20 protein-coding genes are annotated in these 23,044 nt (G+C 65.5%); 14 read left to right on the top strand and 6 right to left on the bottom strand.

Annotated features, from left to right (window positions below; translation table 11 throughout):
* The first annotated feature begins 1 nt into the window (after position 1).
* From GL279_RS05675 to GL279_RS05650, 6 genes are all read left to right on the top strand, one after another.
* Entirely contained in the window at positions 2 to 1,204 is a 1,203-nt protein-coding gene (locus tag GL279_RS05675; protein WP_155063639.1) for a glycosyltransferase family 4 protein, read from the top strand.
* 64 nt (positions 1,205 to 1,268) lie between these two features.
* The gene (locus GL279_RS05670) at positions 1,269 to 1,664 is read left to right on the top strand and encodes a VOC family protein (RefSeq protein ID WP_155063638.1); all 396 of its coding nucleotides are present in this window, start codon (positions 1,269 to 1,271) and stop codon (positions 1,662 to 1,664) included.
* Between the two features lie 91 nt (positions 1,665 to 1,755).
* Positions 1,756 to 3,486 (top strand): D-lactate dehydrogenase, encoded by a 1,731-nt coding sequence (gene dld, locus GL279_RS05665; RefSeq protein ID WP_155063637.1) that lies wholly within the window; start codon positions 1,756 to 1,758, stop codon positions 3,484 to 3,486.
* Between the two features lie 23 nt (positions 3,487 to 3,509).
* On the top strand, positions 3,510 to 4,028 hold the full coding sequence (locus tag GL279_RS05660; RefSeq protein WP_155063636.1) for a GNAT family N-acetyltransferase: 519 nt from the start codon (positions 3,510 to 3,512) through the stop codon (positions 4,026 to 4,028).
* A 179-nt stretch (positions 4,029 to 4,207) separates the two neighbouring features.
* Positions 4,208 to 6,496: an arginine/lysine/ornithine decarboxylase gene (locus GL279_RS05655; protein ID WP_155063635.1), complete on the top strand. Its 2,289-nt coding sequence runs from the start codon at positions 4,208 to 4,210 to the stop codon at positions 6,494 to 6,496.
* Positions 6,497 to 6,603: 107 nt separating this feature from the next.
* Positions 6,604 to 7,947, top strand: coding sequence for an MFS transporter (locus GL279_RS05650; protein WP_211371258.1), 1,344 nt, complete (start codon positions 6,604 to 6,606; stop codon positions 7,945 to 7,947).
* A 55-nt stretch (positions 7,948 to 8,002) separates the two neighbouring features.
* Here GL279_RS05650 and GL279_RS05645 read toward each other — a convergent pair whose 3' ends face one another.
* Both GL279_RS05645 and GL279_RS05640 read right to left on the bottom strand, forming a co-directional pair.
* Positions 8,003 to 9,676 (bottom strand): OpgD/OpgG family glucan biosynthesis protein, encoded by a 1,674-nt coding sequence (locus GL279_RS05645; protein ID WP_246175180.1) that lies wholly within the window; start codon positions 9,674 to 9,676, stop codon positions 8,003 to 8,005.
* 250 nt (positions 9,677 to 9,926) lie between these two features.
* Entirely contained in the window at positions 9,927 to 10,709 is a 783-nt protein-coding gene (locus tag GL279_RS05640; protein ID WP_155063634.1) for an IclR family transcriptional regulator, read from the bottom strand.
* Positions 10,710 to 10,825: 116 nt separating this feature from the next.
* Between GL279_RS05640 and GL279_RS05635 the strand changes: the two genes are divergently transcribed.
* The 7 genes from GL279_RS05635 to GL279_RS05605 all read left to right on the top strand — a co-directional run bounded on the left by GL279_RS05635 (position 10,826) and on the right by GL279_RS05605 (position 17,993).
* Complete coding sequence (locus GL279_RS05635) at positions 10,826 to 11,563, top strand: SDR family oxidoreductase (RefSeq protein WP_155063633.1); 738 nt, start codon at positions 10,826 to 10,828, stop codon at positions 11,561 to 11,563.
* 33 nt (positions 11,564 to 11,596) lie between these two features.
* On the top strand, positions 11,597 to 12,412 hold the full coding sequence (locus GL279_RS05630; RefSeq protein ID WP_155063632.1) for an amidohydrolase family protein: 816 nt from the start codon (positions 11,597 to 11,599) through the stop codon (positions 12,410 to 12,412).
* Positions 12,409 to 13,920 carry a sugar ABC transporter ATP-binding protein gene (locus GL279_RS05625; protein ID WP_211371257.1) on the top strand — a complete coding sequence of 504 codons (1,512 nt, stop codon included), beginning with the start codon at positions 12,409 to 12,411 and terminating at the stop codon, positions 13,918 to 13,920. Before GL279_RS05630 ends, GL279_RS05625 begins: the two co-directional genes overlap by 4 nt.
* Positions 13,917 to 14,912 (top strand): ABC transporter permease, encoded by a 996-nt coding sequence (locus GL279_RS05620; RefSeq protein ID WP_155063631.1) that lies wholly within the window; start codon positions 13,917 to 13,919, stop codon positions 14,910 to 14,912. Before GL279_RS05625 ends, GL279_RS05620 begins: the two co-directional genes overlap by 4 nt.
* 27 nt (positions 14,913 to 14,939) lie before the next feature.
* On the top strand, positions 14,940 to 15,884 hold the full coding sequence (locus GL279_RS05615) for an ABC transporter substrate-binding protein (protein ID WP_155063630.1): 945 nt from the start codon (positions 14,940 to 14,942) through the stop codon (positions 15,882 to 15,884).
* A gap of 61 nt (positions 15,885 to 15,945) precedes the next feature.
* Positions 15,946 to 17,223 (top strand): L-fuconate dehydratase, encoded by a 1,278-nt coding sequence (locus tag GL279_RS05610; protein WP_155063629.1) that lies wholly within the window; start codon positions 15,946 to 15,948, stop codon positions 17,221 to 17,223.
* The gene (locus GL279_RS05605; protein ID WP_155063628.1) at positions 17,223 to 17,993 is read left to right on the top strand and encodes an L-fucose dehydrogenase; all 771 of its coding nucleotides are present in this window, start codon (positions 17,223 to 17,225) and stop codon (positions 17,991 to 17,993) included. The genes GL279_RS05610 and GL279_RS05605 overlap by 1 nt, the downstream gene beginning before the upstream one ends.
* A 151-nt stretch (positions 17,994 to 18,144) precedes the next feature.
* Here the strand turns inward: GL279_RS05605 and GL279_RS05600 are convergent, their stop codons facing one another.
* The 4 genes from GL279_RS05600 to GL279_RS05585 form a co-directional block, all read right to left on the bottom strand.
* Positions 18,145 to 18,504 carry a GFA family protein gene (locus GL279_RS05600; protein ID WP_155063627.1) on the bottom strand — a complete coding sequence of 120 codons (360 nt, stop codon included), beginning with the start codon at positions 18,502 to 18,504 and terminating at the stop codon, positions 18,145 to 18,147.
* A 74-nt stretch (positions 18,505 to 18,578) separates the two neighbouring features.
* Positions 18,579 to 19,382 carry a DUF2971 domain-containing protein gene (locus GL279_RS05595; RefSeq protein ID WP_155063626.1) on the bottom strand — a complete coding sequence of 268 codons (804 nt, stop codon included), beginning with the start codon at positions 19,380 to 19,382 and terminating at the stop codon, positions 18,579 to 18,581.
* Positions 19,383 to 19,568: 186 nt separating this feature from the next.
* Entirely contained in the window at positions 19,569 to 21,206 is a 1,638-nt protein-coding gene (gene groL, locus GL279_RS05590; RefSeq protein ID WP_155063625.1) for a chaperonin GroEL, read from the bottom strand.
* A 38-nt stretch (positions 21,207 to 21,244) separates the two neighbouring features.
* Positions 21,245 to 21,532, bottom strand: coding sequence for a co-chaperone GroES (locus tag GL279_RS05585; protein ID WP_018000357.1), 288 nt, complete (start codon positions 21,530 to 21,532; stop codon positions 21,245 to 21,247).
* A gap of 192 nt (positions 21,533 to 21,724) precedes the next feature.
* Here GL279_RS05585 and GL279_RS05580 point away from each other — a divergent pair, with 192 nt between their 5' ends.
* Positions 21,725 to 23,026: a glycosyltransferase family 4 protein gene (locus tag GL279_RS05580; RefSeq protein ID WP_155063624.1), complete on the top strand. Its 1,302-nt coding sequence runs from the start codon at positions 21,725 to 21,727 to the stop codon at positions 23,024 to 23,026.
* Positions 23,027 to 23,044 lie beyond the last annotated feature (18 nt).

Genomic DNA, 23,044 nt, shown 5'->3' with positions numbered 1-23,044 from the left:
GATGGGAAACGAGCTGATCCTGCTTCCTTCGTTGACGGCGCAACGGGGGCCGAACGGCGGTCTGGTGCTGACGCGCAAATATGTCGAGGGGGCGGCGGAATATGCCAGATGCTGGCCCGGGCCGGTGACCAGCCTGCTGCGGCTGGACACGCATCCGACCACCGACATGGACCATGTCGAATATCATCCCGGCGATGCCGAGACCGGGCTGGAGCTGCGCCCCGACCGCCCCGAGGCGCTGGCCGCGCGGCTGGCCGATGCGGCGCTGGTGGTGGGGTTTCTGGCCCGCAACGAACGCCCGACGCTGGCGCTGTGCCACCGGCTGGGCCTGCCCGTCGTTCTGGTGTCGGAATATTCCGCGCGCACCGAGCGTCAGATTCTGGCCGCCGAGCACCTGTCGCTGCCGCGCCATCTGCGCCGGCTGCTCTGGCTGTGGCGGACCGAACGCATCCGGCGCGGCATGCTGCGCCATGTCGACGGGCTGCAATGCAGCGGCACCCCCACCTATGAGGCCTATCACGGGATCTGTCCCGACACGCTGCTGTTCTTTGACAACCGCGTGCGGGGCGGCGAGGTGATCTCGGCCGAGGCGCTGCATGACAAGGAAACGCAGATCGCCGGCGGCGGGCCGCTGCGTCTGGTCTTTGGCGGCCGTCTGGTGGCGATGAAGGGCGTGGACGATCTGCCCAAGGTCGCGGCCGAGCTGGTCCGGCTGGGCGTCGATTTCCGGCTGGAGATCTATGGCGGCGGCCCCCTGGAACAAGAGCTGGCCCGCCAGATCGCCGCGCGCGGCCTGCAGGACCGGGTGCGGCTGGGCGGCGTGCTGGATTTCCAGACCGGCTGGATCCCGCATCTGCGCCGGGGCGCCGATCTGTTCTTGTGCTGCCACCCGCAGGGCGATCCGTCCAGCACCTATCCCGAGGTCATGTCCTGCGGCGTGCCGATCATCGGCTATGCCAATGACGCGCTGCGCGGCATCGTGGCGCAATCGGGCTCGGGCTGGACGGTGCCGATCGGCGACACGCCGGGGCTGGCGCGCCGCATCGCCGCGCTGGCCAGCGACCGCGACAGTCTGGCCGCCCATGCCCGTGCCGCGCGCGACTTTGCCGCCCAGCATGTGTTCGAGCTGACCTTTGGCCGCCGGGTCGCGCATTTCATCCGCAACAGCCGCCTGCCCGAGCCGCTGCGCCAGACCGCCGCCTGAAGGGTGCCTTGACAGCGCCGCCCCGGCCCGACAGGGCTGGTCGCGATGAGAAAGGAGGCCCCCCATGGCCAAGATGATCCATATGATGATCCGGGTGCAGGACGAGGCGCGCTCGGTCGCATTCTACGACCGCGCCTTCGGGCTGAAGGTGGCGCAGCGGCTGGATTTCGACAGTTTCACGCTGGTCTATCTGTCCAATGCCGAAAGCGGTTTCGAGCTGGAGCTGACCATCAACAAGGGGCGCGATCTGCCCTATGAGCTTGGCAATGGCTATGGCCATCTGGCGGTCTCGGTCGAGGATGTGGCGGCCGAACACGCCCGGCTGACCGATCTGGGCCTTGCGCCGCGCAAGCTGGTGGATTTCGCCCCCGGCGGCGAGGTGATCGCGCGGTTCTTCTTTGTTCAGGACCCCGATGGCTATGAGATCGAAGTCCTGCAACGCGGCGGCCGGTATCTGTGAGGGCTGCGGCCAAATGTCATCTGCCGCACGGCCCTGACATTCGCCCGGGCGCGCGTTAGGATCGACGCGCCCGGCCAACAAGGACCATGCCATGATGCCTCAGACGACCCCCTCTCTTCCCGACCGGCAGGATCTGTTGCGCCAGCTTGCGGCAATCGTCGGGCCGGGCGAGGTGCTGACGGCGCCGCGCGCCACCCGGCGCTATACCCGCGGCATCCGCTTTGGCGGCGGGCCGGTCGCGGCCGTGGTGCGCCCCGGTTCGCTGGTCGAGATGTGGCGCGTGCTGCAGGCCGCCGTCGCGGCTGGCCGGGCGGTGATCGTGCAGGCGGCCAATACCGGGCTGACCGGCGGCTCGACCCCCTGGGGCGAGGATTATGACCGCGAGATCGTGCTGATCAGCGTCATGCGTCTGACCGGCATCCATCTGCTGGAGGCGGGCAAGCAGGTGCTGTGTCTGCCCGGCGCGACGCTGGACCGGCTGGAGAGCACGCTGCGCCCGCTGGGCCGCGAGCCGCATTCGGTGATCGGCTCCAGCTGTATCGGCGCCTCGGTTCTGGGCGGGATCTGCAACAACTCGGGTGGGGCGCTGATCCGGCGTGGTCCGGCCTATACCGAGCTGTCGCTTTATGCCGAGGTGCGCGCCGATGGCTCGGTCGCGCTGGTCAACCATCTGGGGCTGGATCTGGGCGACGACCCGGAAACCATCCTGCAGCGCGTCGAGGCGGGCCAGCTGCCCGTGCCCGCGCCGACCGAGGCCTGGGCCTCGGACCACGAATATCAGGACCATGTGCGTCAGGTCGATGCCGACACGCCCGCGCGCTTCAACGCCGACCCGCGCCGGCTGCGCGAGGTGGCGGGCTGCGCCGGCAAGCTTGCGGTCTTTGCCGTGCGGCTGGACACGTTTCAGGCCGAGCGCGAGACGGCGGTGTTCTATATCGGCAGCAACGACCCGGCCGAGCTGACCGCGATCCGCCGCACCATTCTGGCCGATTTCCAGAACCTGCCGGTGGCCGGGGAATATATCCACCGCGATGCCTATGACGTGGCGGCGCGCTATGGCAAGGACACGTTCCTGTTCATCCGCAAGCTGGGCGCGCAGCGGGTGCCGGCGCTGTTTGCCACCAAGGCGCGCATCGACGCGCTGACCGAAAGGCTGCGGCTGGGCACCACCCTGTCGGACCGGATCGCGCAGGGCATCGCCGGGCTGATGCCGCAGCACCTGCCGGCGCGGATGAACGATTTCCGCGACCGCTATGAACATCACCTGCTGTTGCGCATGGCCGGCCCCGGCATCGCCGAGGCGCGGGCGCTGCTGTCGGCGATGTTCCCGACCGCGCAGGGCGGCTTTTTCGAATGCACCCCCGACGAGGGCGCAGCGGCCTTTCTGCACCGCTTTGCCGTGGCGGGGGCCGCGAACCGCTACCGTGCCATTCATGCCCGCGAGGTCGAGGATATCGTGGCGCTGGACATCGCGCTGCGCCGCAATGACCGCGACTGGGTCGAACACCTTCCGCCCGAGATCGACGGCGCCATCCTGAAAAAGCTCTATTACGGGCATTTCTTTTGCCATGTCTTCCATCAGGATTACGTCGTGGCCAAGGGTCAGGATTGTCTGGCGCTGGAACATGCGATGTGGGATCTGCTGGACCGGCGCGGCGCCGAATACCCGGCCGAGCATAACGTCGGCCATCTCTATCACGCCAAGCCGGCGCTGGCCGGGTTCTATCGCGCGCTCGATCCGACCAATACCATGAACCCCGGCATCGGCCAGACCTCGCGCAAGGCGCATTGGCAGGGCGGCTGTGACTGCGGCGGCCATTGACGGACGGGAACGGGGGCAGGACCATGCGGATCCGCGACGCCGAAGGGCGCGACGCTGCGGCGATTGCCGCGATCTATAATCATGCCGTGGCGCATACCACGGCGGTCTGGAACGAGACGCTGGTGGACGCCGCCAACCGGCTGGCATGGCTGACCGAGCGTCAGCGGCAGGGCTATGTCGTGCTGGTGGCGGTCGATGATCAGGATGGCGTGCTGGGCTATGCCACGTTCGGGGCATGGCGCGCCTTTGACGGCTATCGCCATACGGTCGAACATTCGGTCTATGTCGATCAGGCGCGGCGCGGCGCGGGCATCGGGCGGGCCCTGATGCAGGCGCTGATCGGCCGGGCGCGCGATCAGGGCAGGCATGTCATGGTCGCGGCCATCGAGGCGGGCAACACCGGCTCGATCCGGCTGCACGAGTCGCTGGGATTCGCTCGCGTGGGCGAGATGCGCGAGGTCGGCGCCAAGTTCGGGCAATGGCTGGATCTGACGTTTTTGCAACTGCAACTTGACGATCGTGTGACACCTCTGGCACCCTGACCGCGCCCTTGGGTCACAATCGCGCCCAAGCGGCGTTCCGCGGCATGGCGGCCCTTGACCTTGCGCGGATCAGCGGAAAGAAAGCATCCGATCCTTGACCGGCGCAAGCGGGCAGGGGGTTCGTCTCGTCCGGCACGGTCTGCCCTGCCGCCCGCTGTTTGCACCCTGCGAGGATGCCCATGAAATTCCGCTTTCCCATCGTGATCATCGACGAAGACTTCCGGTCCGAGAACTCGTCCGGGCTTGGCATCCGGGCGTTGGCCACGGCCATCGAGGATGAGGGCTTCGAGGTGCTGGGCGTCACCAGCTATGGCGATCTGTCGCAATTCGCGCAGCAGCAGTCGCGCGCCTCGGCCTTTGTGCTCTCTATCGACGACGAGGAATTCAGCCCCGGCCCGGAACTGGACCCGGTGATCGTCAACCTGCGCAACTTCATCGAGGAAGTGCGCTGGAAGAACGCCGATGTGCCGATCTATGTCTATGGCGAGACCAAGACCTCGCGCCACCTGCCCAATGACATCCTGCGCGAACTGCACGGCTTTATCCACGCCTTCGAGGATACGCCGGAATTCGTCGCCCGCCACATCATCCGCGAGGCCAAGAGCTATCTGGAAGGCATCCAGCCGCCCTTCTTCAAGGCGCTGCTGGATTACGCCGAGGATGGGTCCTATTCGTGGCACTGCCCCGGCCATTCCGGCGGCGTGGCCTTTCTGAAGTCGCCCATCGGCCAGATGTATCACCAGTTCTATGGTGAAAACATGCTGCGCGCCGATGTCTGCAACGCGGTCGAGGAACTGGGCCAGCTTCTGGACCACAACGGCGCCATCGGCGAATCCGAACGCAATGCGGCGCGGATCTTCAACGCCGATCACTGTTTCTTTGTCACCAATGGCACCTCGACCAGCAACAAGATGGTCTGGCACCACACGGTGGCGCCGGGCGATGTCGTGGTCGTCGACCGCAACTGCCACAAGTCGATCCTGCATTCGATCATCATGACCGGCGCGATCCCGGTGTTCCTGAAACCGACGCGCAACCATTTCGGCATCATCGGCCCGATCCCCTATAGCGAGTTCGAGCCCGAGACGATCAAGGACAAGATCCGCGCCAACCCGCTGTTGCAGGGGGTCGATGCCGACTCCGTCAAGCCGCGCATCATGACGCTGACGCAATCGACCTATGACGGCGTGCTTTACAACACCGAGGTCATCAAGGGCCTGCTGGACGGCTATGTCGAGAACCTGCATTTCGACGAGGCATGGCTGCCGCACGCCGCCTTCCACCCCTTCTATGGCAGCTATCACGCCATGGGCCGCAAGCGCGGGCGGACCAAGGAATCGATGGTCTATGCGTCGCAATCGATCCACAAGCTGCTGGCCGGCATCAGTCAGGCCAGCCACGTTCTGGTGCAGGACAGCCAGTCCACGCATCTGGACCGGCATCTCTTCAACGAAGCCTATCTGATGCACACCTCGACCAGTCCGCAATATTCGATCATCGCCAGCTGCGATGTGGCGGCGGCGATGATGGAGCCGCCGGGCGGCACCGCACTGGTCGAGGAATCCATCCTTGAGGCGCTGGATTTCCGCCGCGCCATGCGCAAGGTCGATGCCGAATTCGGCGATGACGACTGGTGGTTCCAGGTCTGGGGCCCCGAAGAGCTGGAAGAAGAGGGCATCGGCCGCACCAAGGACTGGGTGCTGCGCCGCACCGACGCCGAGGGCGTGCAGCGCGATGGCGAGGACAGCTGGCATGGCTTTGGCGACATGGCGCCGGGCTTCAACATGCTCGACCCGATCAAGGCCACGATCATCACCCCCGGCCTGAACCTTGATGGCCGCTTCGAGGAATGGGGCATCCCGGCCAGCATCGTCACCAAATATCTGGCCGAACATGGCGTCGTGGTCGAAAAGACCGGGCTTTACAGCTTCTTCGTGATGTTCACCATCGGCATCACCAAGGGCCGCTGGAACACGCTGCTGACCGCGCTGCAACAGTTCAAGGACGATTTCGGCCGCAACCAGCCGCTGTGGCGCGTCATGCCGGAATTCTGCCAGAAACAGCCGCGCTACAAGCAGATGGGCCTGCGCGACCTGTGCGATCACGTCCATGCGCTTTATGCCAAATACGATGTCGCCGTGCTCTCGACCGAGATGTATCTCAGCGACCTGACCCCGGCGATGAAGCCCACCGACGCCTTCGCCCATATCGCGCAGCGCACCACCCAGCGCGTGCCGATCGACGATCTGGTGGGGCGCATCACCACCAGTCTGGTCACGCCCTATCCGCCGGGCATCCCGCTGCTGATCCCGGGCGAGGTCTTTAACGAAAAGATCGTGCAATACCTGAAATTCAACCGCGAATTCGCGCAGGAGTGCCCCGGTTTCGAAACCGATATCCACGGTCTGGTGCAAGAGGTCGGGCCGGACGGGCGGATCCATTTCTACGCCGATTGCGTCGCCGAGTAACCGGCGCCTGCCGGCTGGCTTGACAGGGGCCGCCGGCGGGACTAGGGCGCGGTGAAGGCGGCTGGTATGGCAGTTCGCCGGACGAGGGCGCCGATGCCGGTCGGCGCATGGAATTGGACCGGCGCGCGGCCATCCGCCGCCTGCCGGCGCGGCGCGTCGTGTCCGGTGATGGCGAGCGCCGCCTTGCGGGGGCGACAGGCATGACCAGCGACGACAGCACAGCCAATCCGGCCGGACAGGACCGGGTTCTGGCCAATGGCAATTACCGGCATTTTATCTCGTCCCGAGTCTGCTCGCAGCTGGGGTTCCAGTCGCTGGCGGTGGCGCTTGGCTGGATGCTGTATGACCAGACCCAGAACGCCTATATGCTGGGCTGGCTGGGGCTGGCGCAATTCGCGCCGATGGCGGTGCTGACGCTGGTGGCGGGGCCGGTGGTGGACCGTTTCGACCGCCGCCGCATCGGTCTGGCCTGTCAGGGGATCGAGGCGCTGGCCGTGGCCGCCGTCGCGGTCGGGGTCTGGCTGGGCGTGCTGACGCCGGTGCTGATGCTGCTGGCCGCCGGGGTGATGGGCGCCTGTCAGGCCTTTGAGCGGCCGACCATGGCCTCGCTTTTGCCCAATATCGTGCCGGTGTCGATGTTGCAGCGCGCCATCGCCACCTCGACCTCGTTCATGCAGACCGCCTTTATCGTCGGCCCGTCGCTGGGCGGGCTGATGTATGGTCTGGGCGAGCGGGTGCCCTTTATCGTCGCGGCGCTGCTGTTTGCGGTCGCGGCCTATAATGTCATCTCGATCCGGCTGGCGGTGCGGGCGGTGGCGCGCACGCCGATCAGCCTTGGCAGCGTCTTCGCCGGCATCAGCTTCATCCGTTCGCGCCCGGCGATCCTTGGCACGATCTCGCTGGATCTGTTCGCGGTGCTGCTGGGGGGCGCGACGGCGCTGTTGCCGATCTTTGCCAGCGACATCCTCAGGGCCGGGCCTTTGGGCATGGGGCTGTTGCGGGCGGCGCCGGCGGTCGGGGCGCTGCTCATGTCCTTTGTTCTGGCGCGGCGGCCGATCACGCAGGGCGCGGGACGCAAGATGTTCATGGCGGTCGCGGTCTTTGGCCTTGCCACCGTGGTCTTTGCGCTGTCGCGCAATATCGCGCTGTCGATTGCGGCACTGGCCGTGACCGGGGCTGCGGACAATGTCAGCGTCGTGGTGCGCAGCTCGCTGGTGCAGCTGATGACCCCGGACGAAATGCGCGGTCGGGTCAATGCGGTGAACTCGCTGTTCATCGGCACCTCGAACCAGCTGGGCGAGTTCGAATCGGGGATGCTGGCCGGGGCCATCGGGCCGGTCGCCACGGCGGTGCTGGGCGGGATCGGCACCATCGGCGTCGTCATCCTGTGGATGCGGCTGTTCCCGCAGCTGCGCCGTGTCGAGCGGTTGGACGGCAGCGAACAGGGCTAGGCGCGGCCCGGTCAGATCCCCTCCGCGCGGTTGGTCCGCGCGAAGGGTGCGTTTCTTACTGCGCCGCCGCTGGTTGCGGATCGGGCGGGTTGTAGCCGGGGCGGGCGCGAGCGAACTGTTCGGGATGGACCTGACCCAGCCATGTCTCGGTCAGGGCTTGCCCGTCCTTTTCCAGATAGGCGCGCAGATCGGCGGTCTCGATCCCCGGGGCGGCGATGTCAAAGATCAGCCGCCAGCGCGTGGTGCCGACCACCGGCAGGGCATAGCTTTGCACGACCTTGACGCCATCGGGCACGCTGACCACCGGGGTCACGCCATCCTGCTGACCCAGCTTGCCGATCTGGCCGCCGTCAAAATCGATGGCGATCTTCAGCTCGTCATCGGGCCGGGGCAGGCCGGGCACACCGCCGGCGCCGATGCGGGTCGCCACCGTATGGGCCAGCGGCTGCGCGACCGGCGGCTGATCGACCCATGACAGGGTATAGGAAAAGTCCATCTCTTGCCCCGGCTGCGGCTTTTGCGCCGGGTTCCAGAAGGCGACGATATTGTCATAGACCTCGTCATCGGTCGGGATCTCGATCAGCTGAACCTGACCCTGACCCCAATCGCCCTGCGGCTGGATCCAGACCGAGGCGCGCTTGTTGTAGAACACGCCGTCGTCTTCGTAATTGTCAAAGTCGCGGTCGCGCTGGATCAGGCCAAAGCCCTGCGGGTTTTCGGTCGCAAAGCTTGACGTGACCACGCGCGGCGGGTTCATCAGCGGGCGCCAGATCTGTTCGCCATTGCCCATGACCATCATCAGCCCGTCGGCGTCATGCACCTCGGGGCGCCAGTCAAAGGCCAGCACGCGGTTGGTTTCCGAATACCAATACATCGAGGTCAGCGGCGCGATGCCCAGCCGTTCGACCGAATTGCGGAAGAACAGCTTCGAGCTGATCTGCATCACCTGCCCCTCGCCGGTGGCGCCCTTGCTGATGTCCATGCGATAGGCGCCTGACACCGAGGGGCTGTCCATCAGCGCATAAAGCGTCACATCGGCGCGGCCATCGCTGGGCTTTTCGATGTAGAATTCGGTGAACAGCGGGAATTCCTCGGGCGTGGACATGCCCGAATCGATCGCCAGCCCGCGCGCCGACAGGCCATATTGCCCGAAGGGCCCCGAGGTGCGGAAATAGCTCGCGCCCAGAAAGCTGATCCAGTCGGTCTTTAGATCCGGGTCCATCAGCCGGAAGCCGGCAAAGCCGGTGCCGCGCGTCAGTTGCCGCGCCGGGCTGTCGGCGGGCATGTCAAAGAAGCGCGGGTCATACTGGATCTGGCGGGCCTTGCCGTCGTCGACCGTGCTGATCTTGACCGGGGTGCGGAAATAGGTGCCCAGATGAAAGAACTGCACCGGCACATCGCCGACGCGCACGGTTTCCTCGGGGCGGAAGCGGATCTTCCAATGCGCGTCATAGTCGATCTTTTCCAGCACATCGGGCTGTTCGACCACCGGCGCCTGCCACGGCTGGCGTGCCAGATCGCGGGCGCGCTGGGTCAGCACGTCAAAGCTGAACACCTGCGCCTGACCCAGCACGGGGGCAAAGGCGGGCTCGGCGGCGGGCGCGGCGGTGGCGGTGCTGGCGGTCGTGCCGGCACCGTCCTGGGCAAGGGCGGCAGGTGCGGACAGCAGCGGGGCCAGCATCAGGGCAAGGGCTGTGGCGCGCAAGGGGGCGGGTCTGCGAAGGCGCAAGATCGAAACTCCGTTCGGTCGGATCGGAACGCGGGCCAAGCAAGCCCGGACGGAGTCATCGCTAGGGCCTGACAGGCCGGAATGGCAAGCAAAATACAAAGGAAAGCGCGAAAATCCCAGAAGCTGCGGGATCTTGCCCATTGCCGCCGCCTGCGGCCGGGGCAGGGCCGTTCTGCCCATGATTGCGGCGTGGCGCTGCGGCGCGCGGCTGTTCTTCTTGCGATTGTGCCGAAACGTCCGGCGGGCCGTATCAGGCAGGTGGTGCCTCGGCCGCGGCCAGCGTCCGGGCGACCTCGTGCAGCGCCGCCAGCGCGGAGTCGCGGTCATGGATTTGCGCCGCATCGGGATGGTCGATAAAGGCGCAGGTCAGCACCGCCACCGCCATGCCGCCCGGGCCCGGCACGGGCACGCTGATATCGGTGACGCCGGCCAGCTGCCCCGAGGGGGCGACACGCGCGCCGCGTGCGCGCACCTCTGCCAGATGCGGCGCCACCCCGGCCAGCCGTTCGTCGGCGCCCGCGATGCCCCAGCAGCCCAGCGTCTGCGTGATCCCGGCCGGGTCTTGAAATGCCAGCAGCGTCAGCCCCGAGCTGGTCGTGAACAGGTCAAGCTGCGCGCCCAGCCGCGCCCGGAATTCCCAATGCCCGATGGGGCTGGCCTGCGCCACCACGATACCCGCGCCGCGTTCGGGCACCACCAGATGGCAGGATTGCCCGATCCGGCCCGAAAATTCGTCCATCAGAGGCTGCGCCTCGGCCAAAAGCCGGCGCAGCGGCGGGTGGCGCGTCGCCAGCAGGAACATGCGCATGGTCAGCGCATAGCGGTCGCCGTCCAGCCGCGTCACATAGCCACGCGCCACCAGCCGTTCCAGCATCCGGTAGATCTGCGACGGGCTCAGTCCCAGCGCCTTGACGATCTCGGTCCGGGTCAGGCCGCGCGCCTGCTCGGCCAGCACCTCAAGAATGTCCAGCCCCTTGTCCAGCGCCGGCGCGCGATAACGGCCCTCGGCCGGATCCTCTGTGCCCGTCTGCATCGTGCCGCCCCCTTCGTGCCGGTTTCGCAAATCCTGCGCCTGAATCTGCTTGCGTCAAGTATTCATAGATGAATAGACTATTCATATAAGAATTGCTGACGACAGGGGAGGGTCGGATGCGGCTTTCGGGCAAGACCATTCTGGTAACCGCCGCCGGGCAGGGCATGGGCCGCGCCGCCGCGATTGCCATGGCGCAAGAGGGCGCGACGGTCATCGCCACCGACCGCGACGGCGCGCTGTTGCAGGGGCTGGAGGGCATCCGCACCGCCGTGCTGGACGTGACCGATGCCAGCGCCGTCGCCGCGATCGCCGCCGAAGTCGGGCCGCTCGACGGGCTCTTCAACTGCGCGGGCGTGGTGCACAACGGCTCGGTGCTGGAGCTGACCGACGCCGATTGGGATTTCGCCTTGGCGCTGAACGTCACCGCGATGATGCGGCTGACGCGGGCCTGCCTGCCGGGAATGCTGCAGCGGGCGCGCGACACCGGCACCGCCTCCATCCTGAACATGGCCTCGATGGCCTCGTCGGTGAAAGGGTTCCCGAACCGCTGCGCCTATGGCACGACCAAGGCGGCGGTGATCGGGCTGACCAAGGCCATCGCCGCCGATTTCGTGAAACAGGGCATCCGCTGCAACGCGCTCTGCCCCGGCACCGTGGACACGCCCAGCCTGCGCGGCCGCATCGCCGCCTCGGCCGATCCGGTGCAGGCGGAAAAGGATTTTATCGCCCGCCAGCCGATGGGGCGGCTGGCCACGGTCGACGACATGTCGCCGATGGTCGTCTACCTGCTGTCGGATGAAAGCCGTTTCGTCACCGGCCAGGCGCTGCTTGTCGACGGAGGCGTGACCATCTGATCCGTCTCATCCGCAGCCAGGGGAGGGGCGGCGATGCAGAAACTGGATGCCCATTGTCATTTCTGGCGCCTTGATCGGGGCGATTATGGCTGGCTGGCCGGAAGCGGCAGCCCGCTGGCACCGATCCGCCGGGATTTCCTGCCGCCGGATTATCCCGCCGATATTGCGGTGATCGCGGTGCAGGCCGCGCCCACGCTGGCCGAGACGGATTTCCTGCTGGGGCTGGACGATCCGCGCATTCGCGGCGTGGTGGGCTGGGCCGATCTGGCCGATCCCGACTCGGTCGCGGCGCTGCGCGCCCGCGCGGGCCGGCTGGTCGGCATCCGCCCGATGTTGCAGGACATTGCCGAGGATGACTGGATCCTGACCGCGCCGCATCCCGAGGTGCTGGCCGCTCTGCCGGCCCTGGGTCTGCGCTTCGACGCGCTGGTGACGCGGCGCCATCTGGGGCCTTTGGCGCAGTTCATCGCCCGCAATCCCGGCCTGCCGGTGGTGATCGACCATGCCGCCAAGCCGCAGCCGGGCGAACAGGCCGCATGGGCGGCGGGGATGCGGGTGCTGGCGGCGCTGCCGGGTGTGCATTGCAAGCTGTCGGGCCTGATGACCGAATTGCCGCCCGAGGCGCTGCGCGATCCCTTGCCGGCGCTGCACGCCATCCTTGCGCCGCTGCTGGACTGGTTCGGGCCCGAGCGGCTGATCTGGGGCAGCGACTGGCCGGTGCTGACGCTGGCGGCCAGCCATGGCGACTGGCTGGAGCTGACCGACAGCCTGCTGGCCCGGCTGGCCGCGCCCGAGCGCGCCGCGATCATGGGCGGCAATGGCGCGCGTTTCTACGGGGTGGCGCCATGACGGCCGGGCGCGAACTGGTGCGGATGCAGGGGATCGACAAGCATTTCCCCGGCGTCCACGCGCTGAAATCGGTGGGCTTCGAGCTGCGCGCCGGCGAGGTTCACGCGCTGATGGGCGAAAACGGCGCCGGCAAATCGACGCTGATGAAAATCCTGTCCGGCGTCTATCGCCCCGATGGCGGCCGCATCCTGATCGACGGGGCCGAGGTCCAGATCGCCGATCCGCGCGCGTCGCAGGCGCTTGGCATCGGCATCATCCATCAGGAACTGGCGCTGATGCGCGACCTGACGGCGGCGCAGAACATCTGGATCGGGCGCGAGCCGCGCCTGTCCTTGGGCCGCATCGACGAGGCGCGCCAGAACGCCGATACCGCCGCGATCTTTGCGCGCATGAACCTGCGGCTGGACCCGCGCACGCCGGTCGCCAGCCTGTCCATCGCGCGCCAGCAGATGATCGAGATCGCCAAGGCGCTGAGCTATCGCCCGCGCGTGCTGATCATGGACGAACCCACCGCCGCGCTGAACGATGCCGAGATCGCCGAGCTGTTCAGCATCATCCGCCAGCTGCGCGACGAGGGCGTGGGCATCATCTACATCAGCCACAAGATGGACGAGATCAAGCGCATCTCGGACCGCATCACCGTCATGCGCGACGGCGCCCATGTCGCCACCGTCGATGCCGCCACCACCGCCATCGGCAGCATCATCGCAATGATGGTCGGGCGCGAGATCGGCGATGAACAGGTGGTGGTCCCCGATCTGGCGCAGGCGCCGGTGGCGCTGGAGGTGCGCGGCCTGACGCGCGGGACCGAGCTGCGCGACATCAGCTTTTCGCTGAAAAAGGGCGAGATTCTGGGCTTTGCCGGGCTGATGGGTGCCGGCCGGACCGAGCTTGCCCGCGCCATCTTTGGCGCCGAGCCTGCTGATGGCGGCGAGATCCTGATCCATGGCCGCCCGGCGCGCATCCGCAGCCCGCATGACGCGGTGCGGGCCGGGATCGGCTATCTCTCCGAGGATCGCAAGCATTACGGGCTGGCGCTTGGCATGGATGTGCGCGCCAATATCGCCATGGCCAGTCTGGCGCGCTTTACCGACCGGCTGGGGCGGCTTGATGAGCCGGGGCTGCGCAAGGTGGCGCGCGACCATATCGCGCGGCTGCGCATCCGTACCCCCGGCGACCGGCAGGAGGTGCGTTTCCTGTCGGGCGGCAACCAGCAAAAGGTGGTGATCGCGAAATGGCTTTTGCGCGATTGCGACATCCTGATCTTTGACGAGCCGACGCGCGGCATCGATGTCGGCGCCAAGGCGGAAATCTATCACCTGCTCACTGATCTCGCGGCGGCGGGCAAGGCGATCATCGTCATTTCCAGCGAGATGCCCGAGGTGCTGCGCCTGTCGCATCGCATCGCGGTGATGTGCGAGGGGCGGCTGACAGGCATCCTGCCGGCGGCCTCATCGCAGCAGGCGATCATGGAACTGGCCACAGAGCGGCAGGGGGGCACCGCATGACCGATATCGGCATCGAGCGGCAAGAGGCGCGCCGTTCGGGCAGCGCACAGCAAAAGCTGCTGGCATTCGCCAGCCTTATCGTGCTGGTGGCGGGCTTTTCGCTGGCCAGCCCGCGCTTTTTCCAGATCGACAATATCCTGTCGATCCTGCAGGCGACCTCGGTCAACGGCGTTCTGGCCGTCGGCGTGACCATGATCATCATCACCGGCGGGATCGACCTGTCCATCGGCACGATGATGACCTTTACCGCCGTGATGACCGGGGTGGTGCTGACCTGGGGCGGGATGCCCTTGCCGCTGGGCATCTTGGCCGCGATCGGCACCGGGGCGGCCTGCGGGCTGATCTCGGGGACGCTGGTCGCCAAGGCGCGCATCCCGCCCTTTATTGCCACGCTGGGGATGATGCTGGTGCTCAAGGGACTGTCGCTGATCGTGACCGGCACCAAGCCGATCTATTTCAACGGCACCGAGGGCTATACGCTGATCTCGCAGGGCTCGGTCATCGGCCGGATGCTGCCGGCGTTTCCGGTCCCGAACGGGGTGCTGATCCTGTTTGCGGTGGCGGGTCTGGTCGCATGGATCCTCGGCCGCACGGTGCTGGGGCGCTATACATTCGCGCTGGGATCGAACGAAGAGGCGGTGCGCCTGTCGGGCGTGAATACCGACCGCTGGAAGATGGCGATCTATGCGCTGGCCGGCGGCATCTGCGGCATTGCGGGGCTTTTGATCTCCAGCCGGCTCAACTCGGCGCAGCCGGCGCTGGGGCTGGGCTATGAGCTGGAGGCGATTGCGGCCGTGGTCATCGGCGGCACCTCGCTGTCGGGCGGGCGCGGCACCATCCTTGGCACGCTGATCGGGGCGCTGATCATGTCGGTGCTGACCAACGGGCTGCGGGTGCTGTCGGTCGCGCCGGAATGGCAGACGGTCGTCACCGGCGTCATCATCATCGTCGCGGTCTATGCCGACCAGCTGCGTCGCCGCGGCAGCCACTGATTCACCGTGAACATCAGGGAGGAACACATGTTCACTAGACGCGCGTTGATGGGGGCGGTTGCTGCCCTTTCGCTTCTGGGCGGCGGCCATGCGGCCATGGCTCAGGACAAGATGTATGTGGCGCTGATCTCCAAGGGGTTCCAGCACCAGTTCTGGCAGGCGGTCAAGCAGGGCGCCGACAAGGCCGGGGCTGATCTGGGCGTCGATGTCAGCTTCGACGGGCCCGACAACGAAACCCAGGTCGACAAGCAGATGGACATGCTGGCGGCGGCGCTGGCGAAAAAGCCCTCGGCCATCGGGCTGGCGGCGCTGGACAGTCAGGCGCTGATCCCACAACTGAAACAGGCGCAGGCGGCCAAGATCCCGGTCATCGCCTTTGACTCGGGGGTCGAGGGCGACATTCCCGTCGCCACCGCCTCGACCGACAACCTTGCCGCCTCGGCGCTGGCCGCCGACAAGATGGCCGAGTTCTTGGGCGGCGAGGGCAAGATCGCCGTCGTCGGCCACAGCCAGACCTCGACCACCGGCATCGACCGCCGCGACGGTTTCCTGAACGAGATCAAGGAGAAATACCCCAAGATCGAGGTGATCGCGACCGAATATGGCGACGGCGACCAGCTGAAATCGACCGAGATCACCAAGGCGATCCTTGCCGCCAATCCCGATATCAAGGGCATCTTCGGCACCAATGAGGGCTCGGCCATCGGCGTCCTGAACGGCGTGCGCGAGATGGGCGCCAAGATCGTGGTGATCGGCTTTGACTCGGGCAGGGCGCAAAAGGATGCGATCCGCGACGGCAGCATGGCCGGCGCCATCACCCAGAACCCGGTCGGCATCGGCTATGAGACGGTCAAGGCCGCCGTCGCCGCCGCCAAGGGCGAGGCGGTGCCCAAGCAGATCGACACCGGCTTTTACTGGTATGACAAGAGCAATATCGACGATCCCAAGATCGCCGCCGTGCTCTACGACTGATGACCCTGCCTCCGCCCCGGCGCGTGGCCGGGGCGGAGGTCCAGCATGACAAGGCAAGACCATGACCAAGATCACCGGCCTGCGCACCGTGGATGTGCGCTTTCCCACCAGCGCGCAGCTGGACGGTTCGGATGCGATGAACCCCGACCCCGATTACTCGGCGGCCTATGTGATCCTTGAAACGGATGGGCCGCATCAGGGGCATGGGCTGACCTTTACCATCGGGCGCGGCAACGAGATCTGCGTGGCCGCCATCGAGGCGCTGCGGCCCTTGGTCGTGGGCTTGGATCTGGGCTGGATCGCACAGGACATGGGCCGGTTCTGGCGGCATATGACCAGCGACAGCCAGCTGCGCTGGATCGGCCCGGACAAGGGGGCGATCCATCTGGCGACCGGGGCCGTGGTCAATGCCGCCTGGGATCTGTGGGCGAAATCCGCGGGCAAGCCCGTCTGGCAGCTGGTGGCCGAGATGACGCCGGCCGAACTGGTGCGCTGCATCGACTTTCGCTACCTGACCGATTGCATCACGCCGGAATGGGCGCTGGAATTTCTGACCGCGCAGGCGGCGGGCAAGGCGGATCGCATCGCCACGCTCAGGGCCGAAGGTTACCCCTGTTACACGACCAGCGCCGGCTGGCTTGGCTATGACGACACCAAGCTGCGCCGGCTTTGCCGCGAAGCGGTCGATGCGGGCTTTCGCCATATCAAGATGAAGGTCGGCCGCGATCTTGATGACGACATCCGCCGCCTGACCATCGCCCGCGACGAGATCGGCCCGGATGTGAAGCTGATGATCGACGCCAATCAGGTCTGGGAGGTGGATCAGGCCATCGACTGGGTCGGCAAGCTGGCCTTCGCCAAGCCGTGGTTCATCGAGGAACCGACCAGCCCCGACGACATCGCCGGCCACCGCCGCATCCGCGCGGGCGTGGCCCCGGTCGAGGTCGCCACCGGAGAGATGTGTCAGAACCGCATCATGTTCAAGCAGTTCATCATGGAGGGCGCCATCGACGTCGTGCAGATCGACAGTTGCCGCATGGGCGGCCTGAACGAGGTGCTGGCGGTGATGCTGATGGCGGCGAAATACGGGCTGAAGGTCTGTCCGCATGCCGGCGGCGTGGGCCTGTGCGAATATGTCCAGCACATGTCGATGATCGACTATCTGTGCATCGCCGGCACGCGCGAGGGCCGGGTGATCGAATATGTCGATCACCTGCACGAGCATTTCCTGGACCCCTGCACCATTGTGAATGCGGCCTATATGCCGCCGTCCCTGCCGGGGTTCTCGATCGAGATGCGGCCGGAGAGCCTTGAAACTTATCGCTTTCGGGGGCTGTGATGGATCTGCATCTGCAAGACCGGCTGGTGGTGGTGACGGGCGGCGGCTCGGGCATCGGCGCGGGGATTACCGAGGTGCTGCGTGAAGAGGGCGCGCGCGTCGCCATCGTCTCGCGCAGCGGGCCCGATGCCGGCTGGCTGGCGCGCGTCGGTGCCGAATTTCATCAGGCCGAGCTGGCGGATGATGCCGCCTGCCGCGCGGCGGTTCAGGCGATCCGGGACCGGCATGGCGCAGTGCATGGTCTTGTCAACAATGCCGGCGCCAATGATGGCGTCGGTCTGGGCTGCGGCCCCGAGGCGTTCCGCGCCAGCCTTAACCAGAATCTGGTGCATTACTATACCATGCTTGATCTCTTGGCCGAGGATCTCAAGGCCAGCCGGGGCGCGGTGGTCAACATCACCTCGAAAACCGCGCTGACCGGGCAGGGCGGCACCTCGGCCTATGTCGCGGCCAAGGCGGCGCAGCTGGGCCTGACCCGCGAATGGGCGGTCGAGTTCCTGCCCTATGGCGTGCGCGTCAATGCCATCGTCGTGGCCGAGGTGATGACGCCGCTTTACAGCCGCTGGCTGGAGACGCTGCCCGACCCCGAGGCCGCACTGGAGGCGATCACCCGCCGCATCCCGCTGGAGGCACGCATGACCACCGCGCGCGAGATCGCCGACACCTGCGCCTTTCTGCTGTCGGACCGCGCCAGCCACACCACCGGGCAATGGCTGTTCCCGGACGGCGGCTATACGCATCTGGATCGCGCGGTGGGCAGCCTGCGCTGACGCCCGCGCAACGGCGGCGCGCGTTGCGTGATGCAGCGTCCGGCGTGAAACGGCGGAAAACCCGGCATTTGCCGGGTTTTTCTCTGATCCGGACGTGCAGCGGCCGTACACCGCGCGTACACCGGGTGTCGGCCATGTGGCGCGGGCGGTTTCAGCGGTCGCGGGGATGTTGCACGGCTGCGAGTGGCGGCAGCCAGCTTTCGCGCCGGATGGTCCAGCTTTCGTAATCGGGGCGGAACTGATCGGGCGCGTCCAGCGCGCCCAGATGCAGCTCGATTTCGTCCCCGGTCTCGGCAAAGACCGAGCTGCCGCAGGTCGGGCAGAAATGCCGGCCCTGCCATGAGGCGGTGGGACCGGTGATCGCGACGGCGCTGCGCGCAAAGATCGCGGCGGCGTAGAAGACCGCGCCGTGATGCTTGCGGCAATCCATGCAATGGCAGATCGCCACCCGGTTGGGCGCGCCTTGCGCGATGACGCGGACGGCGGTGCAGAGGCAGGAGGCGGTGGTCATTTGTCCCTACTTTCAGTTTCTACAAAGAACCTATGCTTCCGACCAGCGTTTATGCTTTCACATGTAGTGTATACTTATACTTGGCGGAACGGAATCTCGGATATTTTCGGGTCCTCGTGTAGGTAAATGCCGTGCTGCCGGGCCAGTTTTTTGACGGCATTCGCCTGCAGATCTTGATGAGGGTGGGGTCCAATCCTGATTGACTTTATGCACAGGTCGTTCCTTCCGCCTGTATCTTTTCTATCGAGACTGAATTTTACGTAAGGCCTAAGTCCATTCGGTTGAGGACTTACGCATATATCGTTGGTTTTGCTCTCTGCATTTTTTAGAATCCTCCATTCTTGCTCTTCGCTAAAAGATGGGTGTTTGCACCTAGCTATAAAATCGAGGAGTTGACGGATATATTTTTCTTTCTTCCCCTCGTCTCTCATGTCAAGTTTACGATTGGTCATGTGGCTGACGGAAAGGCCCTGAAGGGAAGTGCCTTGGCTGTTAAATTCGTAAAGACATTCCTTAAGGGTAAAGCCTTGAGAGATCGCGTTCTCTTTCAGGGACTGGGGGTCAAATGAAATTGACACGCCGCTGCCGCCTGAGTAGCCCCGCCATTGACTCAAGAGATCGTCGTTTTTGCAGAATGATCCAGCAAATATATTCGATCTTGAAATTTCAAGTTCGATTTCATCAATACTTATCCCCTCTATCGGTCCAAGTCCACCCATTGAAAAAACTCTTCCGAGCGCACCTGCGCCATGAAAGAGTTCCTGGCTGTCGTTAAGATAATGTAAGTGAGTGCACCACAGCTCTTTGGATTGTAGAATTCCTGCCAATCCAGAGTAGGTAGTATAGTGGCAGAGTGTATCAGGAAGTGCGTCAGTCAAGGTAGCTCTCACAGCGCGGAAAATTTTCGTCAAGAATAATGAGAGAAGCGTGCCAGTCAAATTTTTGGTATGACGAGCATGACATCTTCACAAATGTTCGTCGACGACTATGCAAAATGCCCTCCAAACCCAAAAAAGCCGCCCCTTTCGGGACGGCCCTCTCTGCAGTCTTGCGACAGCGGATGATTACATCATGCCGCCCATGCCGCCCATGTCGGGCATGCCGCCGGCAGCGGCTTTCGGCTCGGGCTTTTCGGCAATCATCGCCTCGGTGGTGATCAGCAGGCCAGCCACCGACGCCGCGTCTTCCAGAGCGGTGCGGACGACTTTCGCCGGGTCGATCACGCCGAATTTGAACATGTCGCCATATTCTTCGGTCTGGGCGTTGAAGCCGAAGGTCTTGTCGGTCGACTCGCGGACCTTGCCGGCCACGACAGCGCCATCGACGCCGGCGTTTTCAGCGATCTGGCGCATCGGAGCTTCCAGAGCGCGGCGGACGATGGCGATGCCGGCGTCCTGATCCGAGTTCGCACCGGTCAGACCTTCCAGCGCCTTGCCGCCTTGCACCAGCGCCACGCCGCCACCGACGACAACGCCTTCTTGCACGGCTGCACGGGTCGCGTTCAGGGCGTCATCGACGCGGTCTTTACGCTCTTTCACTTCGATCTCGGTCATGCCGCCGACGCGGATGACGGCAACGCCACCGGCCAGTTTGGCCACGCGCTCTTGCAGTTTCTCGCGGTCGTAGTCCGAGGTGGTTTCCTCGATCTGCTGACGGATTTGCGAAACGCGGGCTTCGATCTCGGCTTTCTCACCATTGCCATCGACGATGGTGGTGTTGTCCTTGTTGATCGAAACTTTTTTCGCCCGGCCGAGCATATCGACGGTGACGTTTTCCAGTTTCATGCCCAGATCTTCCGAGATGACCTGACCGCCGGTCAGGATCGCGATGTCCTGCAGCATGGCCTTGCGGCGATCGCCGAAGCCCGGAGCCTTGACGGCAGCGATTTTCAGGCCGCCACGCAGCTTGTTGACGACCAGCGTGGCCAGAGCCTCGCCTTCGACGTCCTCGGCGATGATCAGCAGCGGCTTTTGCGACTGGATCACGGCTTCCAGCAGCGGGACCATCGGCTGCAGCGACGAGAGTTTTTTCTCGTGCAGCAGGATGTAGGCGTCTTCCAGATCCGCAACCATCTTGTCGGCGTTGGTCACGAAATAGGGCGAGAGGTAGCCGCGGTCGAACTGCATGCCTTCGACGACTTCGACTTCGGTCTCCATGCCTTTGTTTTCTTCGACGGTGATCACACCCTCGTTGCCAACTTTCTGCATGGCTTCGGCGATCTGCTGGCCGATGAAGGCTTCGCCATTGGCCGAGATGGTGCCGACTTGCGCGACTTCGGCCGAGTCATTGACCGGGCGCGAGGCGGCTTTGATCGCTTCGACGACTTTGGCGGTGGCCAGGTCGATGCCGCGTTTCAGGTCCATCGGGTTCAGGCCGGCCGCAACCGACTTCATGCCTTCTTTGATGATGGCCTGGGCCAGGACGGTGGCGGTGGTGGTGCCGTCGCCAGCTTCGTCATTGGTGCGCGAAGCGACTTCGCGGACCATCTGGGCGCCCATGTTTTCGAACTTGTCCGACAGTTCGATTTCCTTGGCGACCGAAACGCCGTCCTTGGTGATGCGCGGGGCGCCGAAGGACTTGTCGATCACCACGTTGCGGCCTTTCGGGCCGAGGGTGACTTTCACGGCATCCGCGAGGATGTTCACGCCTTTCAGCATGCGGTCGCGGGCATCGGTGTTGAACTTGACTTCTTTCGCAGCCATTTGTTCTGCTCCTTGAATGGGTTAGAAAGGAAGGACGATCAGGCGATAATGCCCAGGATGTCGCTTTCCTTCATGATCAGCAGCTCTTCGCCATCGACGGTGACTTCGGTGCCCGACCATTTGCCGAACAGGACACGATCGCCAGCCTTGACCGCGGGGGCGATCAGTTCGCCCGAATCCTTGCGCGCGCCTTCGCCGACCGAAACGATTTCGCCTTCGGCGGGTTTTTCTTTGGCGCTATCGGGGATGATCAGGCCGCCCTTGGTTTTCTCGTCCGACTGGACGCGACGGACCAGAACGCGGTCGTGCAGCGGTTTGAAAGCCATGTGAACACTCCGGTGTTACAGGTTGCTGTATGTTGTTGGCACTCGATCTTGATGAGTGCCAGTGCCGCAGATCTAGGCCCGCTCCCGAAGTCTGTCAACGATGGCGGCAAAGAAAATTTTCCGCGCATTCGCGCTTGACGGCATTTCCTGCCCCCGGCTAGGCCAGAGGTGGTGGCAAGCATGGCGGGGCCGATGCAGGAACGACGGATCAAGGCCCTTGTCATTGCCGAGGCGGCCAATCCCGAATGGGTCTCGGTGCCGCTGGTCGGCTGGTCGCTGGCCAATGCGCTGCGCGCGGTGGCCGATGTCCATATCGTCACCCAGATCCGCAATCGCGACGCCTTTTTGCGCGCAGGCCTGGTCGAAGGCCGCGACTTTACCGCCATCGACAGCGAAAAGCTGGCCGCGCCGCTGTGGAAGCTGGCCGAGCGGCTCAGCATGGGCAAGGGCGTCGGCTGGACGATGAAGACCGCCGTCACCACGCTGGGCTATGGCTATTTCGAGCGGCTGGTCTGGCGCCGCTTCGGCGCGGCGATCCGGGCCGGCGATTATGACATCGTGCATCGCGTCACGCCCTTGACGCCCACCGCCAACAGCCTGATCGCGCCGCGCTGCAAACGCGCGGGCGTGCCCTTTGTCATGGGGCCGCTGAATGGCGGCGTGCCATGGCCTGCGGGCTTTGACAGCGAGCGGCGGCGGGAAAAGGAATGGCTGTCCTATATCCGGGGCGCCTATAAGGCGATGCCGGGGCGCGGCGCCACGCTGGCGGCCGCCAGCGCCATCATCTGCGGCAGCGAACATACCCTGTCCGAGATCCCGCGCCGGTTGCAGGGCAAATGCGTCTGGCTGCCGGAAAACGCCATCGACCCGGCGCGCTTCAGCCTGACCGCGCCGCAGCCGGGCACGCTGCCGCTGCGCGGCTGCTTCATCGGCCGGCTGGTGCCCTACAAGGGCGCCGACATGGCGATCGAGGCGGCACTGCCGTTGCTGCGCTCGGGGGCGCTGACGCTCGACATCATCGGGGACGGACCGCAGGCCGGCGATCTGCATGCGCTGGTCGCGCGCGAGGGCGTGGACGCGGCGGTCACCTTCCACGGCTGGATGGAGCATCACGAGGTGCAATCCGTCGCCGCGCAATCGCAGCTGCTGGTGTTTCCGTCGGTGCGCGAATTCGGCGGCGGCGTCGTGCTTGAGGCGATGGCGCTTGGTGTGGTGCCGGTGATCGTCGATTACGCCGGGCCGGGCGAACTGGTCGAGGAGGGCACCGGCCTGCGCATCCCGCTGGGCCGGCGGGCCGAGATCGTGGCCGGGCTGCGCACCTGCCTGCAGGGGCTGGCGGCGGATCCTTCGGTCCTGCCCGGCATGGCGCGGGCGGCGCAGGCGCGGGTGATGCGCGATTTCACATGGCCGGCCAAGGCGGCGCAGGTCGAACGCATCTGGCGCGCGGTGCTGGCAGGCCAGCCCCTGCCGCAAGAGCTGCCGCGCCGCCGCTAGGGCAGGCGGCCTCGCCAG

The organism is Paracoccus limosus (assembly GCF_009711185.1).
GTDB classification, from domain to species: Bacteria; Pseudomonadota; Alphaproteobacteria; order Rhodobacterales; family Rhodobacteraceae; genus Paracoccus; species Paracoccus limosus.
Note: the sequence above shows the minus strand (reverse complement) of the source record. Positions and strands in the feature narration are given on the sequence as shown.